The 21,668-nt window shown below is 64.0% G+C and carries 19 protein-coding genes and 1 pseudogene; 8 read left to right on the top strand and 12 right to left on the bottom strand.

Annotated features, from left to right (window positions below; all coding sequences use genetic code 11):
- The first annotated feature begins 119 nt into the window (after positions 1-119).
- A complete protein-coding gene (locus tag FJ930_RS25490) occupies positions 120-1,580 on the top strand; it encodes an MFS transporter (protein WP_141840584.1) in 1,461 nt (486 codons plus the stop codon).
- A gap of 27 nt (positions 1,581-1,607) precedes the next feature.
- Here FJ930_RS25490 and FJ930_RS25485 read toward each other — a convergent pair whose 3' ends face one another.
- From FJ930_RS25485 to FJ930_RS25475, 3 genes are all read right to left on the bottom strand, one after another.
- Positions 1,608-2,105: a MaoC family dehydratase gene (locus FJ930_RS25485; protein ID WP_141840583.1), complete on the bottom strand. Its 498-nt coding sequence runs from the start codon at positions 2,103-2,105 to the stop codon at positions 1,608-1,610.
- 254 nt (positions 2,106-2,359) lie between these two features.
- On the bottom strand, positions 2,360-2,788 hold the full coding sequence (locus tag FJ930_RS25480; RefSeq protein WP_141840582.1) for a phasin family protein: 429 nt from the start codon (positions 2,786-2,788) through the stop codon (positions 2,360-2,362).
- Between the two features lie 104 nt (positions 2,789-2,892).
- The gene (locus FJ930_RS25475; protein WP_141840581.1) at positions 2,893-4,188 is read right to left on the bottom strand and encodes a DUF445 domain-containing protein; all 1,296 of its coding nucleotides are present in this window, start codon (positions 4,186-4,188) and stop codon (positions 2,893-2,895) included.
- Between the two features lie 269 nt (positions 4,189-4,457).
- Here FJ930_RS25475 and rirA point away from each other — a divergent pair, with 269 nt between their 5' ends.
- A complete protein-coding gene (gene rirA / locus FJ930_RS25470; protein WP_137934645.1) occupies positions 4,458-4,919 on the top strand; it encodes an iron-responsive transcriptional regulator RirA in 462 nt (153 codons plus the stop codon).
- A 95-nt stretch (positions 4,920-5,014) separates the two neighbouring features.
- On the opposite strand, the pseudogene FJ930_RS25465 reads toward rirA, so the two are convergent.
- From FJ930_RS25465 to hemP, 5 genes and pseudogenes are all read right to left on the bottom strand, one after another.
- A pseudogene (locus tag FJ930_RS25465) lies at positions 5,015-5,804 on the bottom strand (heme ABC transporter ATP-binding protein).
- A 21-nt stretch (positions 5,805-5,825) separates the two neighbouring features.
- Positions 5,826-6,926: an iron ABC transporter permease gene (locus FJ930_RS25460; protein WP_141840580.1), complete on the bottom strand. Its 1,101-nt coding sequence runs from the start codon at positions 6,924-6,926 to the stop codon at positions 5,826-5,828.
- An 11-nt stretch (positions 6,927-6,937) separates the two neighbouring features.
- Positions 6,938-7,846, bottom strand: a complete 909-nt coding sequence (locus FJ930_RS25455; protein ID WP_141840579.1) for a hemin ABC transporter substrate-binding protein — start codon at positions 7,844-7,846, stop codon at positions 6,938-6,940.
- A gap of 11 nt (positions 7,847-7,857) precedes the next feature.
- Positions 7,858-8,916, bottom strand: coding sequence for a hemin-degrading factor (locus FJ930_RS25450; RefSeq protein ID WP_141840578.1), 1,059 nt, complete (start codon positions 8,914-8,916; stop codon positions 7,858-7,860).
- 22 nt (positions 8,917-8,938) lie between these two features.
- Positions 8,939-9,145 (bottom strand): hemin uptake protein HemP, encoded by a 207-nt coding sequence (gene hemP, locus FJ930_RS25445; RefSeq protein ID WP_140740983.1) that lies wholly within the window; start codon positions 9,143-9,145, stop codon positions 8,939-8,941.
- 200 nt (positions 9,146-9,345) lie between these two features.
- Between hemP and FJ930_RS25440 the strand changes: the two genes are divergently transcribed.
- From FJ930_RS25440 to FJ930_RS25425, 4 genes are read left to right on the top strand one after another with little or no spacing between them, the layout of a single operon-like run.
- Positions 9,346-11,538: a TonB-dependent hemoglobin/transferrin/lactoferrin family receptor gene (locus FJ930_RS25440; protein WP_141840577.1), complete on the top strand. Its 2,193-nt coding sequence runs from the start codon at positions 9,346-9,348 to the stop codon at positions 11,536-11,538.
- A 5-nt stretch (positions 11,539-11,543) separates the two neighbouring features.
- The gene (locus tag FJ930_RS25435) at positions 11,544-11,987 is read left to right on the top strand and encodes a hypothetical protein (RefSeq protein WP_141840576.1); all 444 of its coding nucleotides are present in this window, start codon (positions 11,544-11,546) and stop codon (positions 11,985-11,987) included.
- Between the two features lie 4 nt (positions 11,988-11,991).
- Positions 11,992-13,119 (top strand): energy transducer TonB, encoded by a 1,128-nt coding sequence (locus tag FJ930_RS25430; RefSeq protein WP_348642750.1) that lies wholly within the window; start codon positions 11,992-11,994, stop codon positions 13,117-13,119.
- 51 nt (positions 13,120-13,170) lie between these two features.
- Positions 13,171-13,485: an antibiotic biosynthesis monooxygenase gene (locus FJ930_RS25425; RefSeq protein ID WP_141840594.1), complete on the top strand. Its 315-nt coding sequence runs from the start codon at positions 13,171-13,173 to the stop codon at positions 13,483-13,485.
- Positions 13,486-13,515: 30 nt separating this feature from the next.
- On the opposite strand, the gene putA is transcribed toward FJ930_RS25425, so the two are convergent.
- A complete protein-coding gene (gene putA, locus FJ930_RS25420; protein WP_141840593.1) occupies positions 13,516-17,124 on the bottom strand; it encodes a bifunctional proline dehydrogenase/L-glutamate gamma-semialdehyde dehydrogenase PutA in 3,609 nt (1,202 codons plus the stop codon).
- A 161-nt stretch (positions 17,125-17,285) separates the two neighbouring features.
- Here putA and FJ930_RS25415 point away from each other — a divergent pair, with 161 nt between their 5' ends.
- Positions 17,286-17,738, top strand: coding sequence for an Lrp/AsnC ligand binding domain-containing protein (locus FJ930_RS25415; RefSeq protein ID WP_140694245.1), 453 nt, complete (start codon positions 17,286-17,288; stop codon positions 17,736-17,738).
- A 64-nt stretch (positions 17,739-17,802) separates the two neighbouring features.
- Here FJ930_RS25415 and FJ930_RS25410 read toward each other — a convergent pair whose 3' ends face one another.
- Both FJ930_RS25410 and FJ930_RS25405 read right to left on the bottom strand, forming a co-directional pair.
- Positions 17,803-19,002, bottom strand: a complete 1,200-nt coding sequence (locus FJ930_RS25410) for a cytochrome c peroxidase (protein ID WP_141840575.1) — start codon at positions 19,000-19,002, stop codon at positions 17,803-17,805.
- A gap of 7 nt (positions 19,003-19,009) precedes the next feature.
- On the bottom strand, positions 19,010-19,459 hold the full coding sequence (locus FJ930_RS25405; protein ID WP_141840592.1) for a FixH family protein: 450 nt from the start codon (positions 19,457-19,459) through the stop codon (positions 19,010-19,012).
- Positions 19,460-19,611: 152 nt separating this feature from the next.
- Here FJ930_RS25405 and FJ930_RS25400 point away from each other — a divergent pair, with 152 nt between their 5' ends.
- The gene (locus FJ930_RS25400; protein ID WP_141840574.1) at positions 19,612-20,532 is read left to right on the top strand and encodes a sugar kinase; all 921 of its coding nucleotides are present in this window, start codon (positions 19,612-19,614) and stop codon (positions 20,530-20,532) included.
- Between the two features lie 23 nt (positions 20,533-20,555).
- Here the strand turns inward: FJ930_RS25400 and FJ930_RS25395 are convergent, their stop codons facing one another.
- A complete protein-coding gene (locus tag FJ930_RS25395) occupies positions 20,556-21,578 on the bottom strand; it encodes an aldose epimerase family protein (protein WP_141840573.1) in 1,023 nt (340 codons plus the stop codon).
- Positions 21,579-21,668 lie beyond the last annotated feature (90 nt).

The raw sequence follows: 21,668 nt of genomic DNA, 5'->3' as shown, positions 1-21,668 counted from the left end.
ACATGATGTGGCGTCTGATGCACGAATATGATGCAAATGCTGCGCCTTCCGCCATATCAGCGACAGGGCTAGATCTCCGGTTGCTCCGGTAGGATGGAGCGAGTGGAAAGGAGATCGCCATGGCAGTCGCTGAGCAAAATCGGGAGAGGCCGATACCAGCTTCGCAGAAAATTCAATCCGCCGGTTGGGCGCTGGCGAGCCTGTCGCTCGCCACCTTGCTGCCATCGTTGGGAACCAGCATTGCCAGCGTCGGGCTGCCCTCGCTGATGCAGGCGTTCGGCGCGTCGTTCCAGGGTGTGCAATGGGTGGTTCTCGCCTATCTCCTCGCCATCACCACGCTGATCGTCAGCGCCGGCCGGCTGGCCGATATGTTCGGGCGTCGGCCGTTGCTGCTTGGCGGCATCGCGCTGTTCACATCGGCATCGGTGCTCTGCGGCCTGGCGCCGACGCTCTGGCTGCTGATCGCGGCTCGCGCCATGCAGGGACTTGGCGCGGCGCTGATGATGGCGCTGACGTTGGCGTTCGTCGCGGAGACCGTGAGCAAGGACCGGACCGGTAGTGCCATGGGCCTGCTCGGCGCCATGTCCGCGATCGGCACGACACTCGGCCCCTCGCTCGGCGGCTTGCTGATCGCCGGCCTCGGCTGGCGGGCAATCTTCCTCGTCAATGTTCCGTTGGGCCTGCTGACCTTCGTCCTCGCCTGGCGCGCGCTGCCTGGCGCCAACAAGGCAGCCCAGGCCGCCCAAGGCAAGTTCGACGCGACAGGCACCGTCCTGCTGGGCTTGACGCTGGCCGCCTATGCGATGGCCATGACGCTTGGCCGGGGTAATTTCGGCGTGCTCAATGTCGGCCTGCTGGCTGCCACCGCGACCGGCATCGTGCTGTTCGCTGTCGCGCAGAGGAGCGTGAAGAACCCTCTGGTCCAGCTTGCCAGCTTCCGGGATCTGCGGCTCAGTGCCAGCCTGGCCATGAGCCTCATCGTCGCCACGGTGATGATGGCGACCCTGGTCGTCGCCCCGTTCTATCTGTCGCGGGGGCTGGGGCTCGATGCCGCGATGGTCGGCGTGGTGCTTTCGACCGGGCCGCTCGTCTCGACCCTGTCGGCGCTACTTGCCGGGCGGCTTTCGGATCGGTTTGGTGCCTACAGGATGATGGTCGCCGGCCTGATCAGCCTCGCCACGGGTACAGCCCTTCTATCCCTCGCCATGACGAAACTCGGCATTGCCAGCTATGTCGTTCCGATCACCGTCACCTGCTTCGGCTACGCCCTGTTCCAGACATCCAACAACGCGGCTGTCATGAGCGGTGTCGGTGCCGGCGAGCGTGGTGTCATATCGGGGTTGCTCAACCTGTCGCGCAATCTCGGCCTCATCACCGGCGCATCCTTGATGGGCGCAATATTCGCGGTCGCATCGGCCGGTGCTCGGCAAGGAACAGGTCAGGACATGCTGAGTTCCGCTTCGGCCGCCCGGGGCATGCAGGTCACCTTTGCGACGGCAACGGCCATGGCGCTGGTTGCGCTGGTGCTCGCGCTCTTATCGTTGCGCATTTCCGGCCGTCCACAGCCCGGGATTGCGTGACCTGCGGGGGCTTTGGGCGAACGCTGCTCAGGCCCCTGCCCGCTTGCGGCGCTCATAGAGCATGACCAGCGTCTCCGCCGTCAATGCAGGCTTCTCCTCACCCTCAATCTCGACCGTGTTGGCGGCCTTCATCAGGTATTGGCCAGGGCCCCTGTCTTCCATGGAAAGCAGCGTGGTGCGCAGCCTGATGCGCGCACCGACCTTGACCGGCGCCAGGAATCGCACCTTGTCGAAGCCATAGTTGAAGGCGGCCTGGGTGTTCTCCGGCACGATGCCCATGCCGAGCGCCAGCGCGCCGATGATCGACAGCGTCAGGTAGCCATGCGCGATCGTCGTGCGAAACGGGCTCTGCCGCCGCGCCCGTTCGGGATCGACATGGATCCATTGATGGTCGCCGGAGCATTCGGCGAACTGGTTGATACGGTTCTGGTCGACCGTGGTCCATTCCGAGACGCCGAGCTCCTGCCCGGACATCGTCCTCAACTGCTCGTAGGTTGGCGGCGTTTTAGGCCGTACTTCAGTCATTCCTGCTTTCCCGATAGCTTGCAGCGCCTCCGGACCACGAACTGACCGCCTCTGTCAATTCGCCCTGCGTGAATCCGTTCCGCCGATTTCCGGCTGAATCGTGCCATGCCTTGACATGCAATGGCAGGTCGAATTCGGATTTTCGGACCGTCCAAAGCTGCCGGGAGCCTATGGCGTGGCGCCAATGCAACTATGCGCAAGGTTGCGGAATTGCCAACCGGCATGCTTGGCCGAAGGCGGAACGACAGGGAAGCCTACTTCTGCCCGTAGCCGGCGCGGATCTCCTCCATCGCCTCCTTGATGCGCGCGCGCAGGATGTCGATCGATTCGGTGCCGGATTTCCTGGCCAGTTCGGCCACTTCACCGGCATTTTTGAGCGCGGCCTCAAAGGATTTCCTGGCGAACTCCGTCTGCCTGGCCATGAGTTCCTGGGGGTTCCCCGGCGCCCGGTAGCTCTGTGCCATGTCGGCAACCTCGCGCAGCGTGTCCTGCAGCATTTCGCGTTGCCTCGACAGCAGCGAGGACGCTCCGGCGGCACTGGCGCGCGCCGATTTCTCCAAGGCTTCGAGGTTCTTGCGGTGATGGGCGAGAATCGCCTCGACATCGACATTGGGCACCTTCAGGTCGCGGCCAAACCTGCCGAACATGTCCATGAAGGAATCAGATTCCGGTTGCTTTGCCATGAGTGTCTTCTCCCCTGTTGCCGCGGATGCGGTGCCCTCATCGGGAGAATAGCACTGGGCTGCCGTATGTCCATTTCGAACACAGGCCTGGCGAGCGAGACGCATCAATTGACCGGGAGCAGCAGCTCGATCGTGTAGAGCACGATACCCGCCAGCCCTCCGATGATCATGCCGTTGAACCTGATATATTGCAGGTCCCTGCCGATGTTCATCTCGATCAGCCGCGTCAGTTGCGCCAGGTCCCAGCGCTTGACCTGGTCGGCGATGAATTTCGAAACGCCGCTCTTCTGGCTCTCGACGAAGGAGGCCAGCGCCACGACGAACCCCTGGTTCATGTCGGCCCGGATCTGCGCATCGCCGGCAAGGTGCCGCCCGACCTCGACGAACATGTTGGCGAGATGCGCGCGGATCACCGAATTCGGCGCCTTGGCGTCCTGTTCGATGAACAGGCTGAGGCTCTCCCACATATCGCCGGCCAGCGCCCTGACTTCCGGTCTGGCGAGGAAATCGTGCTTCATCTTCTCGGCACGCCTGGCATACTGCTTCGACGTCCGCAGCCGCTCGACGAAGCCTTGCGCGAAACGGTCGAACTCGGCGCGCATCGGATGGTTCGGGTCGGCCCGCACCTCGTCGAGCAAGGAGCCCGCCGAGGCGACGATCTTCTTCAGCAGATAGGCGTCGGCCCTGAACAGGTTGAACAGCGACGGCAGTTCCTCGCGGATCTTCTCGCGCATCGTCGCCAGCGCCTGTTCGTCGTTGAGAAAGCGGCCGATCACCTTGATGAATTCGTCGAACAGCTTCTGATGGCGGCGGTCATCGGTGAGTGCGGACAACAGCTCGGCTGCCAGTGGCGCCAACGGCACCTTTTCGATCTGCTCGAGCATGCGGCTGGTGACGAAGCCGCGCAGCCCGGATTGCTCGACGGCGGCAAGCGTCTGCGGCACCAGGCGCACGACGAAGCGCGACAGGCCGGCGGCGCGCTCGGCATCGGCCAGCCAGTCGGCGACCAGCGCCGAAAAGTCGACCTCGGCCAGCTTTTCCCGCACCGGCTCCGGCGCCAGGAAGTTGACCTCGATGAAACGGCCGAGATTGTCGGCGATGCGGTTCTGGTTTTCCGGAATGATGGCGGTGTGCGGGATCGGCAGCCCGAGCGGCCGCCTGAACAGCGCCACCACCGCGTACCAGTCGGCGAGGCCGCCGATGGTCGCCGCCTCGGCGAATGCAGCGACGAACCCCAGCCATGGATAGGTGCCCTGGAACGATTTGGCCAGCACAAACACCAGCACGCAAAGCGCCAGCGCGGCCGTGGCGATGAATTTGGTTCGCCGCAGCGCGGAGAGTTTGGCGGCCGCGTCGGTGTCGAAACGGACAGACGCCAGGGACTGGGCCGATTGAGACATGATGAGCCGCTCCTCGTCGATCCCAGCCTATCTAGTGCTTCGGCCGCCAAAATGCCCGCGACGACCGATTTCCCAAGCTTTTCGCTCCACCGCGCACATAAAGTTGACGAGAATATTCATCTATCAAACGATGCCAGTCTGGAATTATTCCAAGGTATAAGCCATATTCGGGTCGAGGCCAGCGTGGCGAATCCGAATTCCGGATGGAAGCCGCGCGGCGAAGTTTTTGGAAACTGGCGTGGGTTGCGCCAGCGCCTAGCGAGGACAAGATGCGGCTAACGCGCCAAACCAACTATGCCATGCGCATCCTGATGTATTGTGCCGCCAACAATGACCGGTTGAGCCGCATTCCAGAGATCGCGGCCGCCTATTCCGTGTCGGAGCTTTTCCTGTTCAAGATCCTGCAGCCGCTGGTCGAGAACGGCCTTGTCGAGACCGTGCGCGGCAGGAATGGCGGCGTCCGGCTTGGCCGCGCAGCCGAGGCGATCAGCCTGTTCGACGTCGTGCGCGTCACCGAGGAAAGCTTCGCCATGGCAGAATGCTTCGAGAACGACGCCGCCGAATGCCCGCTGGTCGACAGCTGCGCGCTGAATTCGGCACTGCGCGAGGCGCTCAACGCCTTCTTCGCCGTGCTTGCCCGCTACACGATCGCCGATCTCGTGGCGGCACGGCCGAATGTGCGCAACCTGCTCGGCATCGACATGCTGGAGCGCCGCGCGCCGGCCGCGTAGTCCACAACGCGGCTTTGGCGGCTCAAATCTATTGACGCATTGGTGCGCGATGCCGCCAGTGGGAAGGGTTTGGCAAATCTTTCCTCGTGCCAAGCCTAAGCCGACGATTGCGGCAGCACGAACGGCATGTTGCCGGCCGGCAGAGCGCCGACCCTTAGCCGGCAATCGAACACTTTCTCGATCAGATCATCGCTCAGCACATCCTTTGGCGAACCATTCGCGGCCAATCCGCCGCGATGCATGACGAAGATCCTATCGGCATACATGGCTGTCAGGTTGAGGTCATGCAAAATGGCGATCACGCCCCCGCCCCTTCTGGCGAAGTCGCGGGCGATGTTCATGATGATCAGCTGGTGCTTGATGTCGAGGCTGGAAACCGGCTCGTCAAGGAAGAGATAGCGCGGCTTGCCGTCGAGCACCGGCGCCCAGACCTGGCACAGCACGCGCGCAAGCTGGACGCGTTGCTGTTCGCCGCCCGAAAGCTCCTGGTAGAAACGCCCGGCAAAGCCGTCGAGATCGACGCGGGCCAGCGCCCGCTCCGGCAACCGCGCATCCTCGCCCGGCAAGACACCCGAGCGGCCGCCGACAAGTCCGAGCTTGACCACTTCTCGCACCGTGAATGGAAAGGACAGGGTCGTTGCCTGCGGCAACACCGCGCGCTGGACGGCAATTTCGACCGGCTTCATTTCTGAAAGGTCGCGGCCGTTGAGGGCGATGCATCCGGTATAGGCAAGCTCGCCGGACAACGCCCTCAAGAAGGTGGTCTTGCCGGGAGCCGTTGGGGCCGACGATTGCCACCACTTCGCCCGGCCGCGCGTCGAGATCGACGCCGCCGACGATGCGTTTGCCCCCAATCGCCACCGAAACATTCCGTGCCTCGATCATCCCAGCTTCACAGTCCCAATTTCAGAGATCGACGACGCCGCGCTTGCGCAGCAGGATCCACAGGAAGAATGGCGCGCCTGATATTGCGGTGACGATGCCGATCGGCAATTCGGCCGGCGCCACGATGGTGCGGGCAACGGCGTCGGCGAGCAGCAGCAGCGAAGCACCGAGCAGCGCCGAGGCCGGCAGGAGGTAGCGATTGTCCGGGCCGATCAGCAGGCGCAGCAGGTGCGGCACGACGATGCCGACGAAGCCGATCCCGCCGCTGACGGCAACAGAAGCCCCGACTGCCGCCGAGACGCCGACAATGGCCGTGTATTTCAGCCGCTGCACCGGTATGCCGAGATGGCCGGCGGTCGCCTCGCCGAGCGCCAGCGCGTTGAGGCCACGCGCCAGGAACGGCATCGCAGCCAGCGCCAATATGATGATCGGCCCCACAGACCCGATCTTCGCCCAGGTCGCGCCGCCCAGCGATCCGAGCGACCAGAAGGTCAGGTCGCGCAACTGGCGATCATCCGCCATGAAGATGAGGATGCCGGTCAGCGCCATCGCAAGCGCGCCAAGCGCGATGCCGGCGAGCAGCATGGTGGCGACCGATGTGCGGCCCTGCCGTGTGGCGACCTGGCAGAGCACCAATGTCGCGACAAGCCCACCGCTGAAGGCGGCCAGAGGCAGCCCAAACGTGCCTAGCAAGGCCGTCATCGGTGCCAGTATGGTGCCGCCGAGCACGATGATGGCAACCGCGCCGAGGCTGGAGCCAGCGGAAACGCCGATCAGGCCGGGGTCGGCCAGCGGATTGCGGAACAGCCCCTGCATGACGGCGCCGCAGACCGCGAGCGCTGCGCCCACCAGCATGCCGAGAATGACGCGCGGCAGGCGAATATCGTAGACGATCAGGCTGTCGCGGGCGCTCAAGGCGGTGTCGCTTGGAACAGCCCCAAACAGCCGATCCCTGAGAACGTTGACAGCCGACGCGTCCGATGCTCCCAACGTGAGCGACAGCAAGACGGCAACGGCAAGCCCCAGGCACAGCAGAAGAATGACGGCGCGGGCGCGCCCGGAACGGTCGCCTTCGGATGCATCCATCACCTTCACCGGACCGGCGATCGATTGATCGACCATGATATGCCCCGCTAGTCCGTGACCTGCCCGCCATAGAGCGAGACGGCGAGGTCGTGGATGGCGTCGGCGGTGCGCGGCCCGAAGCCGAGCAGGTAGGCACCGTCTATGCGGATTATCTTGCGCGCGGTTCCAGCCGGCGTCGATGCGATCGCCGGATTGCCGAACAATTCCTCGTCCGACACCGGCGGCCCGGCATTGCTCATCATCAGGACCACATCCGGGCTGGCGGTGACGATGGCCTCGTCGGACATCTGCTTGTAGCCGGAAAAGCCTTCGATCGCGTTGACCGCGCCGGCGAGCTTGATGATGCCATCGGCCGCGGTCTCGCCGCCGGCCGCCAGGATCTTGCCGCCTTGTATCGACAGCACGAACAGGACGCGTTTGCGCTGCTTGATCGAGGCTGTCTGCTTTTCGGCGGCCGTGAGCTTGGCATCAAGCTCGTCGGCCAGTGCGTCAGCCTTGGCGTCGATGCCGAGCGCCTTGCCGACAATGCGGACCTTCTCGAGAATGCCTTCGCGGCTATAATGTTCGGGCACTTCGACGAACGGGATGCTGGTCTTCTTCAGCACGTCGACCGCTTCCCTGGGCCCGCTGCCCTGCAGCGCCAATATGCCGGTCGGATTGACCGACAGCACACCCTCCGGTGACAGCTGGCGCATATAGCCGACATCGGGCAGGCCGAGCGCGGCTCTGGGATAGCGGCTGGTGGAATCGCGGGCCACCAGATGCTTCTCCTCGCCAAGCGCGTAGACGATTTCGGTGATCGAGCCACCGATGGCCGCGATCTTGGAAGGATCCGGGAAGACAGCGACGTCCTCAGCGGCGCCAGCCGGTTGTAGCGCGGCAAAAGCAAGCGAAAGGCCGACCATCGGCCCAAGCATCGAGCCGCGCATGACTGGCAGGTTCGGGAAAAACCGCATCACACTGTTCCTCAGGCTGCCGTCGGGCTGGGAATGCGCGGCAAGGTCTCGGCCAGGAATCGCCAGTCGTCGCGCTCGCCTTCGTCTTCATGCCGCTTGCCGAAGAACTGAATGATCATGTCGCCATTGGCGGCATAGACCTCCAGCGAGGTGACATGGCCGTCCTTGGTCGGCTTGCGCACCGCCCAGATTTCATGGATGTGGTCGGTTCGCAAATGCAGGTGGAAGGTCTCGTCCAGCACGTTGATCCACGGCCCCATCGGCTTGATCGACTTGACAGGCCCCGAATGGATCTGGATGCAGCCGCGGTTTCCCACAAAGCACATGATCGGCATCCCGCCTTCGGCGGCATGATCGAACATGGCGCGGACCGCGTCCTTGTCGAGCAGCCAGGCATAGTCCTGGCCGACCATGCGCACCGCCTGGCGGCGGCTGAGCTTCAGTGTCTTCAGCATGCCGAAGAACTGGTGCACATCGGTCAGCCGGCTCCAGCGGTCGCGCAGGTCGTCGAGACTGGCGGTGGTTGCCGCAGCCTCGCTCTCGTCCGGGATTGGCACTGAAATGTCGATCGCCGGCTCCTGGTTCGACGATTCCAGCGAAGCGATCAGCTTCTGGTAGGCGTAGAGGCTGGAAGCCGGCCGCAGATGCACCTTGTGCACCGCCTCGCCCGCCACATCGAAGAACTGCAGGCTGCGGCGGATGTCGTCGCCGTCGCGCTTTTCCACGGCAAAGCCATGCGCCCAGACTTTCGGAAAGATGCGCAGGTCGATGTTCTCGCCGAGCACCATGGCATTGTGATTGCCGGTGAGAACCTTGTCGTAGACGCCTATCTTCTCGTGCACGGCACTTTCATTTCGGGTCAGTGCCATCACCTCGCCGACGGCCTCGAGCCCGGTCAGAAGATCATTGACGCGCGGCTCGATGCGAATGACGCCGTCGCCGCAATGCGCGGCGACGAGTTCGGCTTCGGAAATGCCGATCTGGACGGCGAGGTCACGCTCGCGCGCTTTCGGATTCTCCGTCCGTGCCCGCCGGATTTCATGTGCGGCGGGTTTTACGCGCTGATCCATCTCTTACCCCTGATGCCTTGTCTTACTTGTTGAGAATGAGCTTGCCCTGCCGGGTGATCTTCAGCCGATAGAGCGCGCCATGATGTTCGATGCCGATCTCGTGCTCACCCTGGAACAGCGTGTTGCTGGAGAGCGTTCGCACCGCCATTGGGATCCGATCAAACCGGGTGGAGGCATCATCGGAGCGGCGGGTGCGATAACGAAAATCGTTCGGATTGTGCGTGTTCATCTGGGATCGATCCCTTTCCTGTGCCGGGCATCTGGCTAAGCGTTACGCTATTGCCGATTCATTTCTTGACTCGGATAATCATGTTTACTAGTCAGTGCAATACCGGAGTAATCGAGTCAACATTTAAACCCCGGCCATGATCAAAAATGCGAGCCAGCCCCAGGCCAGCCAGCGCGCAACCTGGAATTTGGAGTTGGGGCATGGGATTGATGAATTGGGAATGGCGCGGCCGGGCCGCGACCAACGGCGGAGCGGCTTTGTTGGCGAGCGTGGCGGCGATCGCCCTGTCCGCGCCATCAGCGCACGGGCAACAGGCGGCGCAGCCGGCGGCGGGACAGCAGGCTGATCAGTCGAAAAAGATTGACGAAGAAAAGGCCGCACAGGCAGGCGCAACGTTGCTCGACAAAGTCCTGGTCATCAGCCGCACCGGTGAGACCGCGATCGAATCGCTGGCCTCGGCCAGCCATGTCGGCCAGGAGCAGCTTGATCGCCGCATGGCGACGACGCCGAACGAGATGCTGCTCGGCATTCCGGGTGTCGCCGCTCAGGCCGACGCCAGGCGCGTCAGCACCAGCATCAACATTCGCGGCCTGCAGGATTTTGGCCGTGTCGCGGTGATCGTCGACGGGGCACGTCAGGATTTCCAGCGTTCCGACCATGGCACACAATCGACCTTCTATATCGATCCCGAGCTGGTCAAATCCGTCGATGTGATCCGCGGTCCCGTCGCCAACACCTATGGCTCGGGCGCCATCGGTGGCGTCGTTTTCTTCGATACCAAGGATGCCGAGGATTTTCTCAGACCCGAGGAGATATGGGCAGGCTCCGTCACCGGACGCTATGAGAGCAATGGCAAGGGCTGGACCACCAGCGCCACCGGCGCTTATCGCTTCAATGAGAACTGGGACGCATTGGCCAACATCGTTTACCGCAACTATGATGACTACAGGCATGGCGGCGGCGACACGGTCAAAGGCACCGGCTTCGACGTGCTGAGCGGCCTGCTCAAGACCACCCTCCGGCCGACCGACAACAGCGAGCTGAAGCTCGGCTGGGTGGGCTCAAGCGATGGCTGGAAAGAAACCGCTGGCGGCGTCCCGGTCAACGATGTCGACCTGAAGTCGAACACCTTCACGGCCCGCTACAACATCACGGATGAAGACAAGAGCTGGCTCGACCTCCATATCAACACGTCGTACAACAAAACCAATCTCGATCTGACCAGCCTTGTCCCGCAGAACCGCTTCGACCCGGTGACCGGTCTCCCCATTGTCGTGCCGGCAGGGTCGCAATCGACTTTCGATGTCGGCACAACGGGCATCGATATCTGGAACACATCGCGCTTCGAAACCGGCGGGATCGCGCACGAACTGACCTATGGCGGCGACTGGGTCGGCGACAACGTCAAGACCGGTGGCGCGGCTGGCGGCGACAGCTTCTACACGCCGTCGGGCAAGCGCAACGTCTCTGGCGCTTACGTCCAGGACAAGCTCGCCTGGGACTGGCTCGAAGTCATCGCCGGTCTGCGCTACGACAGCTACAGCCTGAAGGACGATACCCACGAAGCGTCGGGCGACCGGGTTTCTCCGCGCGTGACCGTCGGCGTCTCACCCTTCGAAACCGCCGGCCTCGCGGGTCTCCAGCTCTACGGCACCTATGCGGAAGGCTACCGCCCACCGTCGATCACGGAGACATTAATCAGCGGCAACCATCCCGCGGGAGTGAGCTTTCCGTTCCTGCCCAACCCCAATCTGCGGCCTGAAACCGGCAAGACGATCGAGTTCGGCGTCAATTACAAGCAGAACGACATTGTTGAGGCCGGCGACGCGCTTCGATTCAAGGCGGCCTACTTCAACAACAATGTCGAAGACTTCATCGATGGCGTGACGCTGTCGCCGTTCGCGCCTGGCAGCGGCTGCCCGTTCGGCCCCGGCATCCCGATCTGCTTCCAGTATCAGAACTTCGCCAAGGCCAAGATCGACGGATTCGAACTGGAAAGTGTCTATGACACGGCCTGGGGCTATGCCGGCCTCTCCGCATCGTTCATCGATGGTCGCACCATATCCTACAAGGGTGCCGAGGCCGATCTTGCCACGATCCCGTCCTCGCAGGCGACAGCCCAGCTTGGGCTGCGCTTCCTTGAGGACAAGCTCACCGTCGGCGGCGAAGTGCAGTACAACGGCAAGCCGAAGGGCAATTTGGTGGCCAAGGATTACACGCTGGTCAACGCCTTCGCCAGCTATCAGGCGACCGACGCTTTGAAGGTCGATTTCCGTGCCGACAATCTGTTCGATGTCAAATACGCCAACCCGCTGAACGGCAGCACCACGGTCGCGGTCTACGAGCCGGGCATCACACTGAAGCTGGCCGCGACGATGCGGTTCGGAGGCTGACGACCATGACGAGCTTGACGACATCCCTTCGTCTGCTGACCTCGACGCTGGCGATGTCGCTTGCGACGGTTCCGGCGTGGGCCGAAGGGTCCGCGCCGGGGCCTGTCCTCACCTTGGAGCTCAACGCCGCTCAACCTTCCGACAAGGGCTGCCGGCTGACCTTCCTGATCAACAACAATCTCGGCGCCGACCTCTCCAAGGCGGCGTTCGAGATCGCCCTGTTCAACGAAGCCGGCGTCGTCGACCGGCTGACCGTGCTCGACTTCAAGGACCTGCCGTCCGGCAAGACCAAGGTGACGCGCTTTGATCTGGCCGGCGCGGATTGCGCCAGGGTCAGCCGTGTGCTGATCAACAGCACGACCGAATGCGAGGGCGCCGGTGTCGAACCCGCCGCCTGTATGCGCAAGCTGAAGACCGATACCAAAACCAGTATCGCTTTCGGCGTCTGAGGCATTGGGACTGCACCCCTTATTCGGGCAAGACACCGTGGTCCGGCCGCTGGCCAGCACCGGCATCCTGCCTTTTGGGGCAAGCGATCTTGATTTGACTTTTGCCCGTTGGTCGCTGCAATTTCCGGCCCGCGACATGCAGGAAATCAGTCCTCTCCCCGACGCTGGCAGCGAACTGGCGATAGCGCCGGCCGAGCGGCTTGCATCCGCATGGCCAGCCCGTAACGGCAAATGGCCGGCAGCCATTATCGCGTCCTGCCTGCTTCATGGCGCAGCGGCGGCATTTTTTCTGATGTCGCCTTCCGGCATCTTCAATTCGACGGATGCGGAGCAATCGGAAGGCAGCGATCATTCCGGCGACAAGGTGGCCGGCAGCGCGCTGGACCGCGAATCCCCAGCTATGAACGTGACCCTGGTGCCCAACCCGCAGCCGGCCAAGCCGGAACCGGCAGAACCGGTCAAACCGGTGTCGCCCTCAGAACCTCCGCAGCCGGCCAAAGAAGCTTTACACCAGGCTCCGGAACCCACCCAGGATGCAGCCAAGCCGCAGCCTTTGCCGGAACCTGTCAGGCAGCGGGTGGCAACGCCGGACATACTGGCAACGGCGACCCCTCGCCCGGAAAACAGCGTGGCTGCCAGGGTCGAAACGCCGGCACAGCCAAGCGTCCAGGCCGAAAGCACCCAAATGCCTGTCGCCGTTCCAGACCAGCCACCGATCCCGAGCGCCCGGCCAACTGCGGCAGCCGCCTCTGCGACAGCGACAGATGAGAGAAGCGGCACGGCCGATGGCCTGGACCGGCTGGCGCAGACCGCCAGCAAGGGCAAGAGACAGAAAGAGGCAGGCAGCGCCACGGAAGACAGCTACCGGGGCGACGTCTTCAGAAAGCTCGGCAGCGTCAATCGTACGCTCCCGCCTTCGCTGCAACTGACCGCACGTAACAATGCGGTTGTCGCATTCGTCATAGGCAGGAAGGGCAACATAGATGAGTTGCGCATCCTGGAGAGCTCAGGGTCGGCGGCTTTCGATCAAGCCGCGCTCGGCATCGTGCGCAAGGCTGCTCCCTTCCCCCCAATTCCGGCACGAACCGAAAGCCCAAATTTGGAGTTCGAGGTTGGAATCGGCCCATTTTGAATGGCACGGAACCGCGACGACAACCATCGCCATCCGCATGAAAGGAACCCCATGTACATCGCCATGAACCGCTTCAAGGTGCGGAACGGATCGGAGGCCGATTTCGAGGCCGTGTGGAAGAACCGCGATTCCAGTCTCGCCGAAATCAAGGGATTCCGGGAATTCCGTCTGCTGCGCGGCGCGCTCAACGAGACCGAGGGCTACACGCTTTTTGCGTCGCACACGGTGTGGGCCAGCCAGGACGATTTTGTCGCCTGGACCAAATCGGAGAATTTTCGTGCCGCCCACAGGAATGTCGGCACGACCAAAGTCCGCTATCTCGGTCACCCGCAATTCGAGGGCTTTTCCGTCGTCGAAGGCGCCTGACGACGCCAATGCCCGGGAGGCAGCGCCGGCTCAGGCCGCCGCGAGCAGGCTTGCATTGCCGCCCGCCGCCGTCGTGTCCACGCAGACGGCCCGCTCATGCGCATACGCCGCCGGATTGAGCACCTCGCTGACCAGCTGCACGATCGGCCCGCTGCGCTCGGCAATCACCTTGCGCACGATGCGCGCCGCTTCCGGTGTACCGGAGAACGCGACGACATCTACGCGCAGCGAACGTGCCTCGACCGGATCGGGCCGGCCATCGATCGCCGCCAAAGGCAGGCCCTTCCCGGTAAGCGCGGAAAGTGCGGCGGGAGCTCCCGGCGCCACGGCCAGCACCGCATTGCCGGCGGCGAGCGCCTGGATCGTCTGGGCGAGCAGCGTATCGCCATCTGGACCGAGACACAGCACCCGCCCGCGCGGCGACAGCGACAGCGTGTTGGCCTCGCCGGTCGGCCCGGGCAGATCGACCTGGCCGAAATCGATAGCAGCGGCAGCCCCGATGGCTGCAGCGCCCTTGCCGCGCAGATGCTTGCGCAAAATGGCGATCCGGTCCGGCCGGGTCGACCAGCCGCCAAGCGTCGGATCCGGCAGATTGTCGGCGAGCTCGGTCGCCGTCACCTTGTGACCGTCCTGCACATGGGTACCGGCCTCTGCCGCCTTGCGGAAGCGCCTGAGATAGTGCGGCCCGCCAGCTTTCGGTCCCGTGCCGGACAGCCCCTCGCCGCCAAAAGGCTGTGATCCAACCACGGCGCCGATCTGGTTGCGGTTGACATAGATGTTGCCGGCATGGATGCCGTCGACGAAATGCTGCGCGCGGCCCTCGATGCGGGTGTGGAGGCCGAAGGTCAGGCCATAGCCCTTGCGGTTGATGGCGGCGATCACGTCGTCGATCCCGTCGGCGTCGAAAGTGGCGACGTGCAGCACCGGCCCGAACACCTCGCGCTCCATCTCCTCGATGCCCTTGACCCGGAAGACATGCGGCGCGACGAAGCGGCCGTCCTTCGGAGCTTCGAGCTTGGCGATCAGCCGGCCCTCGAGGCCCTTCTTGATGCAATAGTCGCGGATCGAGGCCTGCGCCTCGTCATCGATGACCGGACCTACGTCGGTCGAGATCAGCCAGGGATCACCGACATTGAGCGCTTCCATGGCGCCCTTCAGCATCTCCAGCATCTTCTTCTCGACGTCCTTCTGGACATAGAGCACGCGCAGCGCCGAACAGCGCTGGCCCGCGCTCTGGAAGGCCGAGGCCAGGATATCGCGCACCGCCTGTTCGGGCAGCGCGGTTGAATCGACGATCATGGCATTGAGGCCGCCGGTCTCGGCGATCAGCATGGCGTCCGGCGCCGCGGTCTCGGCCAGCTGCTTTTCGATCAGCTTGGCGACTTCGGTCGACCCGGTGAAGCAGACACCGGCAATGCGCGGGTCGGCGGTCAGCGGCCCGCCGACCGACGGGCCGTCGCCTGGCAGAAGCTGGATGACGTCTTCCGGCACGCCGGCCTCGCGCAGCAATTCGACGGCGCGGAAGGCGATCAGCGGCGTCTGCTCGGCGGGCTTCGCGATCACCGAATTGCCGGTGACGAGTGCCGCCGCGATCTGGCCGGTGAAGATGGCGAGCGGGAAATTCCACGGTGAAATGCAGACGATGGCGCCCCGCGCCTCGGTGCCCGCTTCGGCATTTGCCGCCTCGGCGGCGTAATAGCGCAAGAAGTCGACCGCCTCGCGCACCTCCGCCACGCCGTCCGCCAGCGACTTGCCGGCCTCGCGGGTGGCCAGCGCGAAGAATTCGACCGCATTGGCCTCATAGAGATCGGCGGCGCGACTGAGAATGGCGGCACGCTCAGCGACGGGACGCTTGGCCCAGGCCGGCTGCGCTTCCACCGCAATGCGCACGGCGGTCGAGACCTGCTTGGCGGTGGCCTCATGAACCGTGCCGACCACCTCGTCAGGCTTCGCCGGATTGACGATCGGGCGCTGCTTGCCGTAACCGGCGGCGCGCGTGATCGGCTTGGCGTGCCAGCGGTCCGGCCCGGCAAAGGCCGCCCTGGCCTTGTCGATTGCCGCCAGCGTCACCGTGTCGGTGACGTCGAATCCCTTCGAATTGCGGCGGCCGGCACCGAATATCTGGGAAGGCCGGACAATCGCCGGATTGGCGGCCGGCCCCTGGTGCTCGATCGTCTCGAGCGGATCGCGGGCAATGTCCTCCGGCTCGACGTCCTCGTCGGTCAGCTGGTGCACGAAGGAGGAATTGGCGCCGTTCTCCAGCAGCCGGCGAACCAGATAGGCCAGCAGGTCGGAATGCGCGCCGACCGGCGCATAGATGCGGCAGCGCGTGCCTTCGGCCTTGCGCACCGTCTCGTGCAGCGCCTCGCCCATGCCATGCAGGCGCTGGAACTCGAAGGAATCGCGATCTCCCGCCATGGACAGGATGGCGGCGACGGTGTGGGCGTTGTGCGTGGCGAACTGCGGATAGATGCGGTCGGTCATGCCAAGCAGTTTCTTCGCGCAGGCGATGTAGGAGACGTCGGTGTTGGCTTTGCGGGTGAAGACGGGATAGCCGGAAAGCCCGAGCGTCTGCGCCCGCTTGATCTCGGTGTCCCAGTAGGCGCCCTTGACCAGCCGCACCATGATGGTGCGGTCGTATTTCTTCGCCAGCGCGTAAAGCCAGTCGATGGCAAAGGCGGCGCGCGGCCCATAGGCCTGAACGACGACACCGAAACCGTTCCAGCCGGCGAGTTCCGGCTCGGCCAGCACCCGCTCGATCACGTCGAGCGACAGATCGAGACGGTCGGCCTCCTCGGCGTCGATATTGAGGCCCATGCGCGAATGCCGCGCGGCCAGTGCAAGCGACAGCAGGCGCTCGGCCATGACCGGCAGCATCTCTTCCTCCTGCGCCACCTCATAGCGTGGATGCAGCGCAGAAAGCTTGACCGAGATGCCGTGGTTCTGCCGGATATCAGGTCCGTTGGAGCCGGAATCGAGCGAGGAAATGGCGTCGGCATAGGCCTTGTGGTAGCGCAAGGCGTCGGCTTCGGTGCGGGCAGCCTCGCCCAGCATGTCGAAGGAATAGAGATAGCCCTTCTGGATCATCGGCCTGCCGCGCTTGACGGCTTCCGCGATGGTGCGGCCGAGCACGAACTGCTCGCCCATCTCGCGCATGGCGGCGGCGACCGCCTTGCGGATGACCGGCTCGCCCAATCGCCGCACCATCGAACGCAACGTGCCTTCGATGCCGCCCTCGCCCTCGTCGAGGACACGGCCAGTCAGCATCAGCGCCCAGGTCGAAGCATTGACGAAGATCGAGCTCGAACCGCCGGAATGCGCCGACCAATCGTGCGGCGCAATCTTGTCGGCGATGAGATCGTCCATCGTCTCGGCATCGGGTACGCGCAGCAGCGCCTCGGCCAGGCACATCAGCGCCACGCCTTCCTTGGTGGAGAGGCCATAGGCGGAGAGGAAGACCTCCATGAGCCGTGGATCCGACGAGCCGCGCACCGCCCGCACCAGGTCGGCGGCGCGGGCCGAAATCGCCCGGCGGTCCTCGGCCGAGAGCCCCGTCGCCTCCGCCAGACGCTTCAGCGCCTCGTCTTCGTCGGGCAGGTAGTTGGCGCGGATCTGCTGGCGGATAGCGTCGAGCGGCATGGCGGTCCTATGAGCAAGCATAAGGGAGCGGCCCGGCGATCACCGGACCGAATGGCGCAAGCTAGCACAGGCGTGAATTTTCGTCGGTCCGAAGAAATCGACATTATAGCCCATTTGGTCTATCATGGTGCCATGAATTCATCAAACGGACTATGCTTTTCATGACAGAAGACCAATTGGACCGGATCGACAGGAACATCCTGTCGGCGCTGGCGAGCAACGGCCGGCTTTCCATGTCCGAACTGGCGGCAAAGGTCGGTCTTTCCAAGACACCCGTGCAGGCGCGGGTGAAGCGGCTGGAAAAGGACGGCTACATCAGGGGCTACCAGGCGATCATCGACCGGGAGCGCATGGGCGAAGGCCATGTCGCCTTCGTCCAGGTGAAATTGTCGGACACCCGCTCCGCCGCGCTGGACGCTTTCAACCGCGCCGTCCAGGGCGTGCCGGAGATCGAGCAGTGCCACATGATGGCGTCGAGCTTCGACTATCTGCTGAAGGTCCGCACCAGGGACATTGCCGCCTATCGCCGCGTGCTCGGTGAACGCATCTCGGCCCTGCCCCATGTCGCCCAGACCTCGACCTTCGTGGCAATGGAGACCGTGAAGGACCGATGACCATGATCCCGAAAAGTGGACGCCGGTTTTCGGACGAGATCATGGTCAAACAAGAAAACAGAGCCTATTCCGAAAGCGTCTTCAGGAATGCCACCAGCGCCGCGCGCTCGCGATCAGAAAGCTGCAGCGGATGGATTTCGGATACGCCTTCGACGCTCGGTGCAGCCTTGGCGTAGTGCGCAACCACCTCATCGAGTGACGAAAACTGACCGGCGTGCATATAGGGCGGGCGTGTTGCCGCGCCGCGCAGCGACGGTGTCTTGTAGGCGCGAATCAGTTCCGGCGCGTCCTTGACCATGAAGCGCAACTCGCCGCAGGCGCTGACGTCGCCATCCCGATACGCGCCGAAGCAGTTGAACGGGTCAGCCTCCGCCTGCGCCACCGCGTCGATGCGCCCGCGGTCCGGCGGCAGGCCAGCAACGGGCGGCACGCCCGTGTTGTGAAAGCCGTTATCGGTGAAGCGCGGGCCGTTGTGACAGGTCACGCAATTGGCCTTGCCGATGAATAGTTTCAGCCCAAGGATCTCCTCCCTGGAAAAGGCCGCGCCGTCTTTCGGCTCGGCGCCGGTGAAGAGGTCCAGCGCGAAGCGGTCGAAGCGCGTCTGTGCCGGTTCGATCGAGCGTTCGAAGGCCGCGATCGCCTTGCCTATGTTGGCATAGACGCGATTGACGGCGTCGCGCTGCGCGTCGCTCATCGCGTTCCAGGCAGCCTTCTCGGCATCAGTTCCAAGCGGGCTGGCATTGAGCGGAATGCCGGAGAAATCGGGCAGCGGCCCGAAGATGCGCTCAAAACGTTCGCCGAAGCGCGCCTTGATGTAGTGCGCATAGGCGGCGCGGTTTCCCGCCTGCTCCAACGGATTTTCCAGCGGCGTCAACGCTTGCGCCCACAGGCTGTCGCGACGGCCGTCCCAGAAGAACCAAGGGTCGCGCGCCACGCCGGCCAGCGGCATTGTGCGGCGGTTGGTGCGGCCGACGCCCACCGCCTGCGGCAGGTCGTCCTGGAACTGCCGGTCGATCTTGTGGCAGGTCGAGCAGGACACCGCGCCGTCGCGGCTCATCCCGACATCGAAGAACAGCGTCGAGCCAAGTGCTGCGGCGGCCGGCACGTCGGCAAAACGGTTGGTGGTGTCGGGCTTCAGAAGCGGCAGCGTGTTCAACGCCAGAGAGGCGATGGTCTTCTTCTCGGCGTCGGAGAAATCCGGTTTGCCGCAACCGGCGAGGATGGCCGCCAACGTCAACGCCAAGAAGCAGAGAAGGCGCTTCATCGGTCGCTCACAGCACCACGTTGAACAGCACCGTGTCGGATCCGGCGGTGGCCGAGATGGCGAAGTGCAGCTGCCACCAGCCGCTCATCGTGAATTTCACACCCTCGATGCGATAGCGCCCGTCGCCGAGATAGTCGGTCGCCTGCGGGCTGGTCGGAAGACCGTGATTGTGCTGCGGCATTCCCCCGGAGATCGTGATCGCGGCCCCCTCCACCGGCGCACCGGCCTTTGTCTTCAAGGTCAGCAGCCAGGATTGCAGTTCGCCCTGTCGCACGACACCCCGCTCCGGCGCGAAGCTGGCCACGAACAGCCCGTTGTCGGTGTTCTTCGTCCGCGAGACGTCCGGGGCGATGGGCTGCGCCGATTGCGGTGCGGTCAGATAGACGACCGCGAGAACGCCGACCAGCAGGGCAGCCAGACCAAGACCTGCCAGGAGATAACGCCATAACGATGCCAAACCGGTTCCTCTTCTGCGGACAACGTTCTGCCGGACGGATCGCATCCCGCCAGCCTGTGGGAAAACGCTGTGGCGGAAAAAAGCCTGCTTGCCAAGCATGGCGCTGTCGCCGGCAAAAAGCTACAGCACCCAAGATCACTGGAGGATTGCAGATGGCGGGAAACGGCGTCGCCTCGATCGGCGAATGCATGCTCGAACTGTCGGGGCAGACCGGCCCCAACTGGCGCATGGGCTTCGCCGGCGACACGTTCAACACGCTATGGGCGCTGCATGCGTTGAGTGAAGACCGGCCGGCAACCTATGTCTCGGCCTTCGGCGACGATCCCTTCTCGCAGGGCCAGATCGGCTTCTTCGCCGAAAACGGCATCGGCATCGGCACCAGCCCGGTGATACCGGGCGCGCGCCCCGGCCTCTATGCGATCACGCTGACCGGCGCGGAGCGCTCCTTCACCTACTGGCGCGGCGACGCCGCCGCCCGGGAGCTCGCCTCGGACCCCGAGGCACTGTCGAAAAATCTGAAAAATCAGGCGCTTGTCTACTTCAGCGGAATCACTCTGGCAATTCTGGACGGGGCCGCGCGCAAAACGCTGCTGTCGGCCGTAGCCAAGGCGCGGGCGGCTGGCTCGCTGATCGCCTTCGATCCAAATTACCGGCCACGCCTCTGGGGCAACCGCCAGGACGCGCAGGCGGCGATCGTCGAAGCGCTTGATGTCACCGACATCGCGCTGCCGACCTTCCCCGACGAGCAGATGCTGTTTGATGATGCGACGCCACGGGCAACCGCCGAACGGCTCGGGCGACAGGTCGGCGAGGTCGTCGTCAAGAATGGCGAGCAGCCGGCGTTGGTTGCCGAAAACACAATGTTGCAGGACGTGCCCGCGATCCATGTCGCAGCCCCCACGGACACGACCGGCGCCGGCGATTCTTTCAATGGCGGCTATCTCGCGGCTCGCCTTGCCGGCTATGAACCGCAAGAAGCCGCTCGCCGGGCCCATCGCGTCGCCGCCGCCGTGGTGCAGGTCCGCGGCGCGCTGGCACCGTTCGAGACGCTGCGGGCGGCGTTCGCCGGCTGAGGTCCGGCCTGATTCTCAGAGGCTTAAGGCAGGCGGAAACGGTATTCCGTCACATGATGGTAGATCGCCCCGGGCCACAGCGTCGCCTGCGGGAAATACGGTCGGTTCGGTGCATCAGGCCATATCTGCGGCTCCAGGCAGAAGCCGCAGAAAGGCTTGTAGCCGCGCCCCTCCAGCCCGGTGCGCGGCGTCACGTACTGACCAGTGTAGAGCTGAATACCGGGCTCCGTGGTCCAGACCTCCATCTCGACACCTGAACTCGCCCCTTGCGTCCATGACGCCTGCTTCAGCGGCCCGCGCGTCGAGGCGAGGCAGAAATTCCGGTCGTAGGGAAGCTGCTCGCCCTCGGTTTCCATGCGCAGCGGCCGTGCCTGACGGAAATCATAGGGCGTGCCGTCAACCGGCTTGACCACGCCGGTCGGGATCATGTCGCCGTCGACAGGCAGATAGGCGCCGGCATTGAGCATCATTCGGTGGTCGAGAATGTCGCTGGCACCACCATCATCCAGGTTGAAATAGGAGTGCTGGGTGAGATTGCACAGCGTCGGCTCCTCGCAGGTCGCCGTCAGTTCGACGCTGAGCGTGCCGGGAATCTTCAGCCGGTAGGTGCAGGTGACGTCGAGCGCACCGGGAAAACCCATTGCACCATCCGGATCATGCAGCGTCAGCGTTACGAAGTCCCTGCCATGCAGCGCAACCGCCCATGGCCGATGCGAATAGCCCTGCGAGCCACCATGCAGCGTATGCTTGCCGAGGAAGTTGCGTTCCGTCTGGTAGCGGTTGCCGCCAATTGTGAAGCGGCCATCGCCGAGGCGATTGGCATAGCGGCCGACCACCGCGCCGAAGAAGGCGGCATCGGTCTCATAGGCTTCCAGATTGCCGTAGCCGAGCACCAGCGGTGCATCGTGTCCGGTCAGGCGCAAATCCTGGACGATGGCGCCAAATCCGATGATATTGGCGGTGAGGCCGCCGCCCCTGATCGTGAAGCGGCGCACCGGCTCGCCTGCCTGCGTCGTGCCGAAAACCTCGCCGTCCTTCATCGCCATGCCCGCAAAACACCAGTTGATCCAGAGGAGTTCGGCTGGTCTTCCATGAGGGATGGGAAGGCTGTTGGCCTTCCCATCCCGGAAGTGGTC

Source organism: Mesorhizobium sp. B2-4-15, assembly GCF_006658505.1.
Taxonomy (GTDB): domain Bacteria; phylum Pseudomonadota; class Alphaproteobacteria; order Rhizobiales; family Rhizobiaceae; genus Mesorhizobium.
This window is presented reverse-complemented; position numbering and strand designations above follow the sequence as displayed.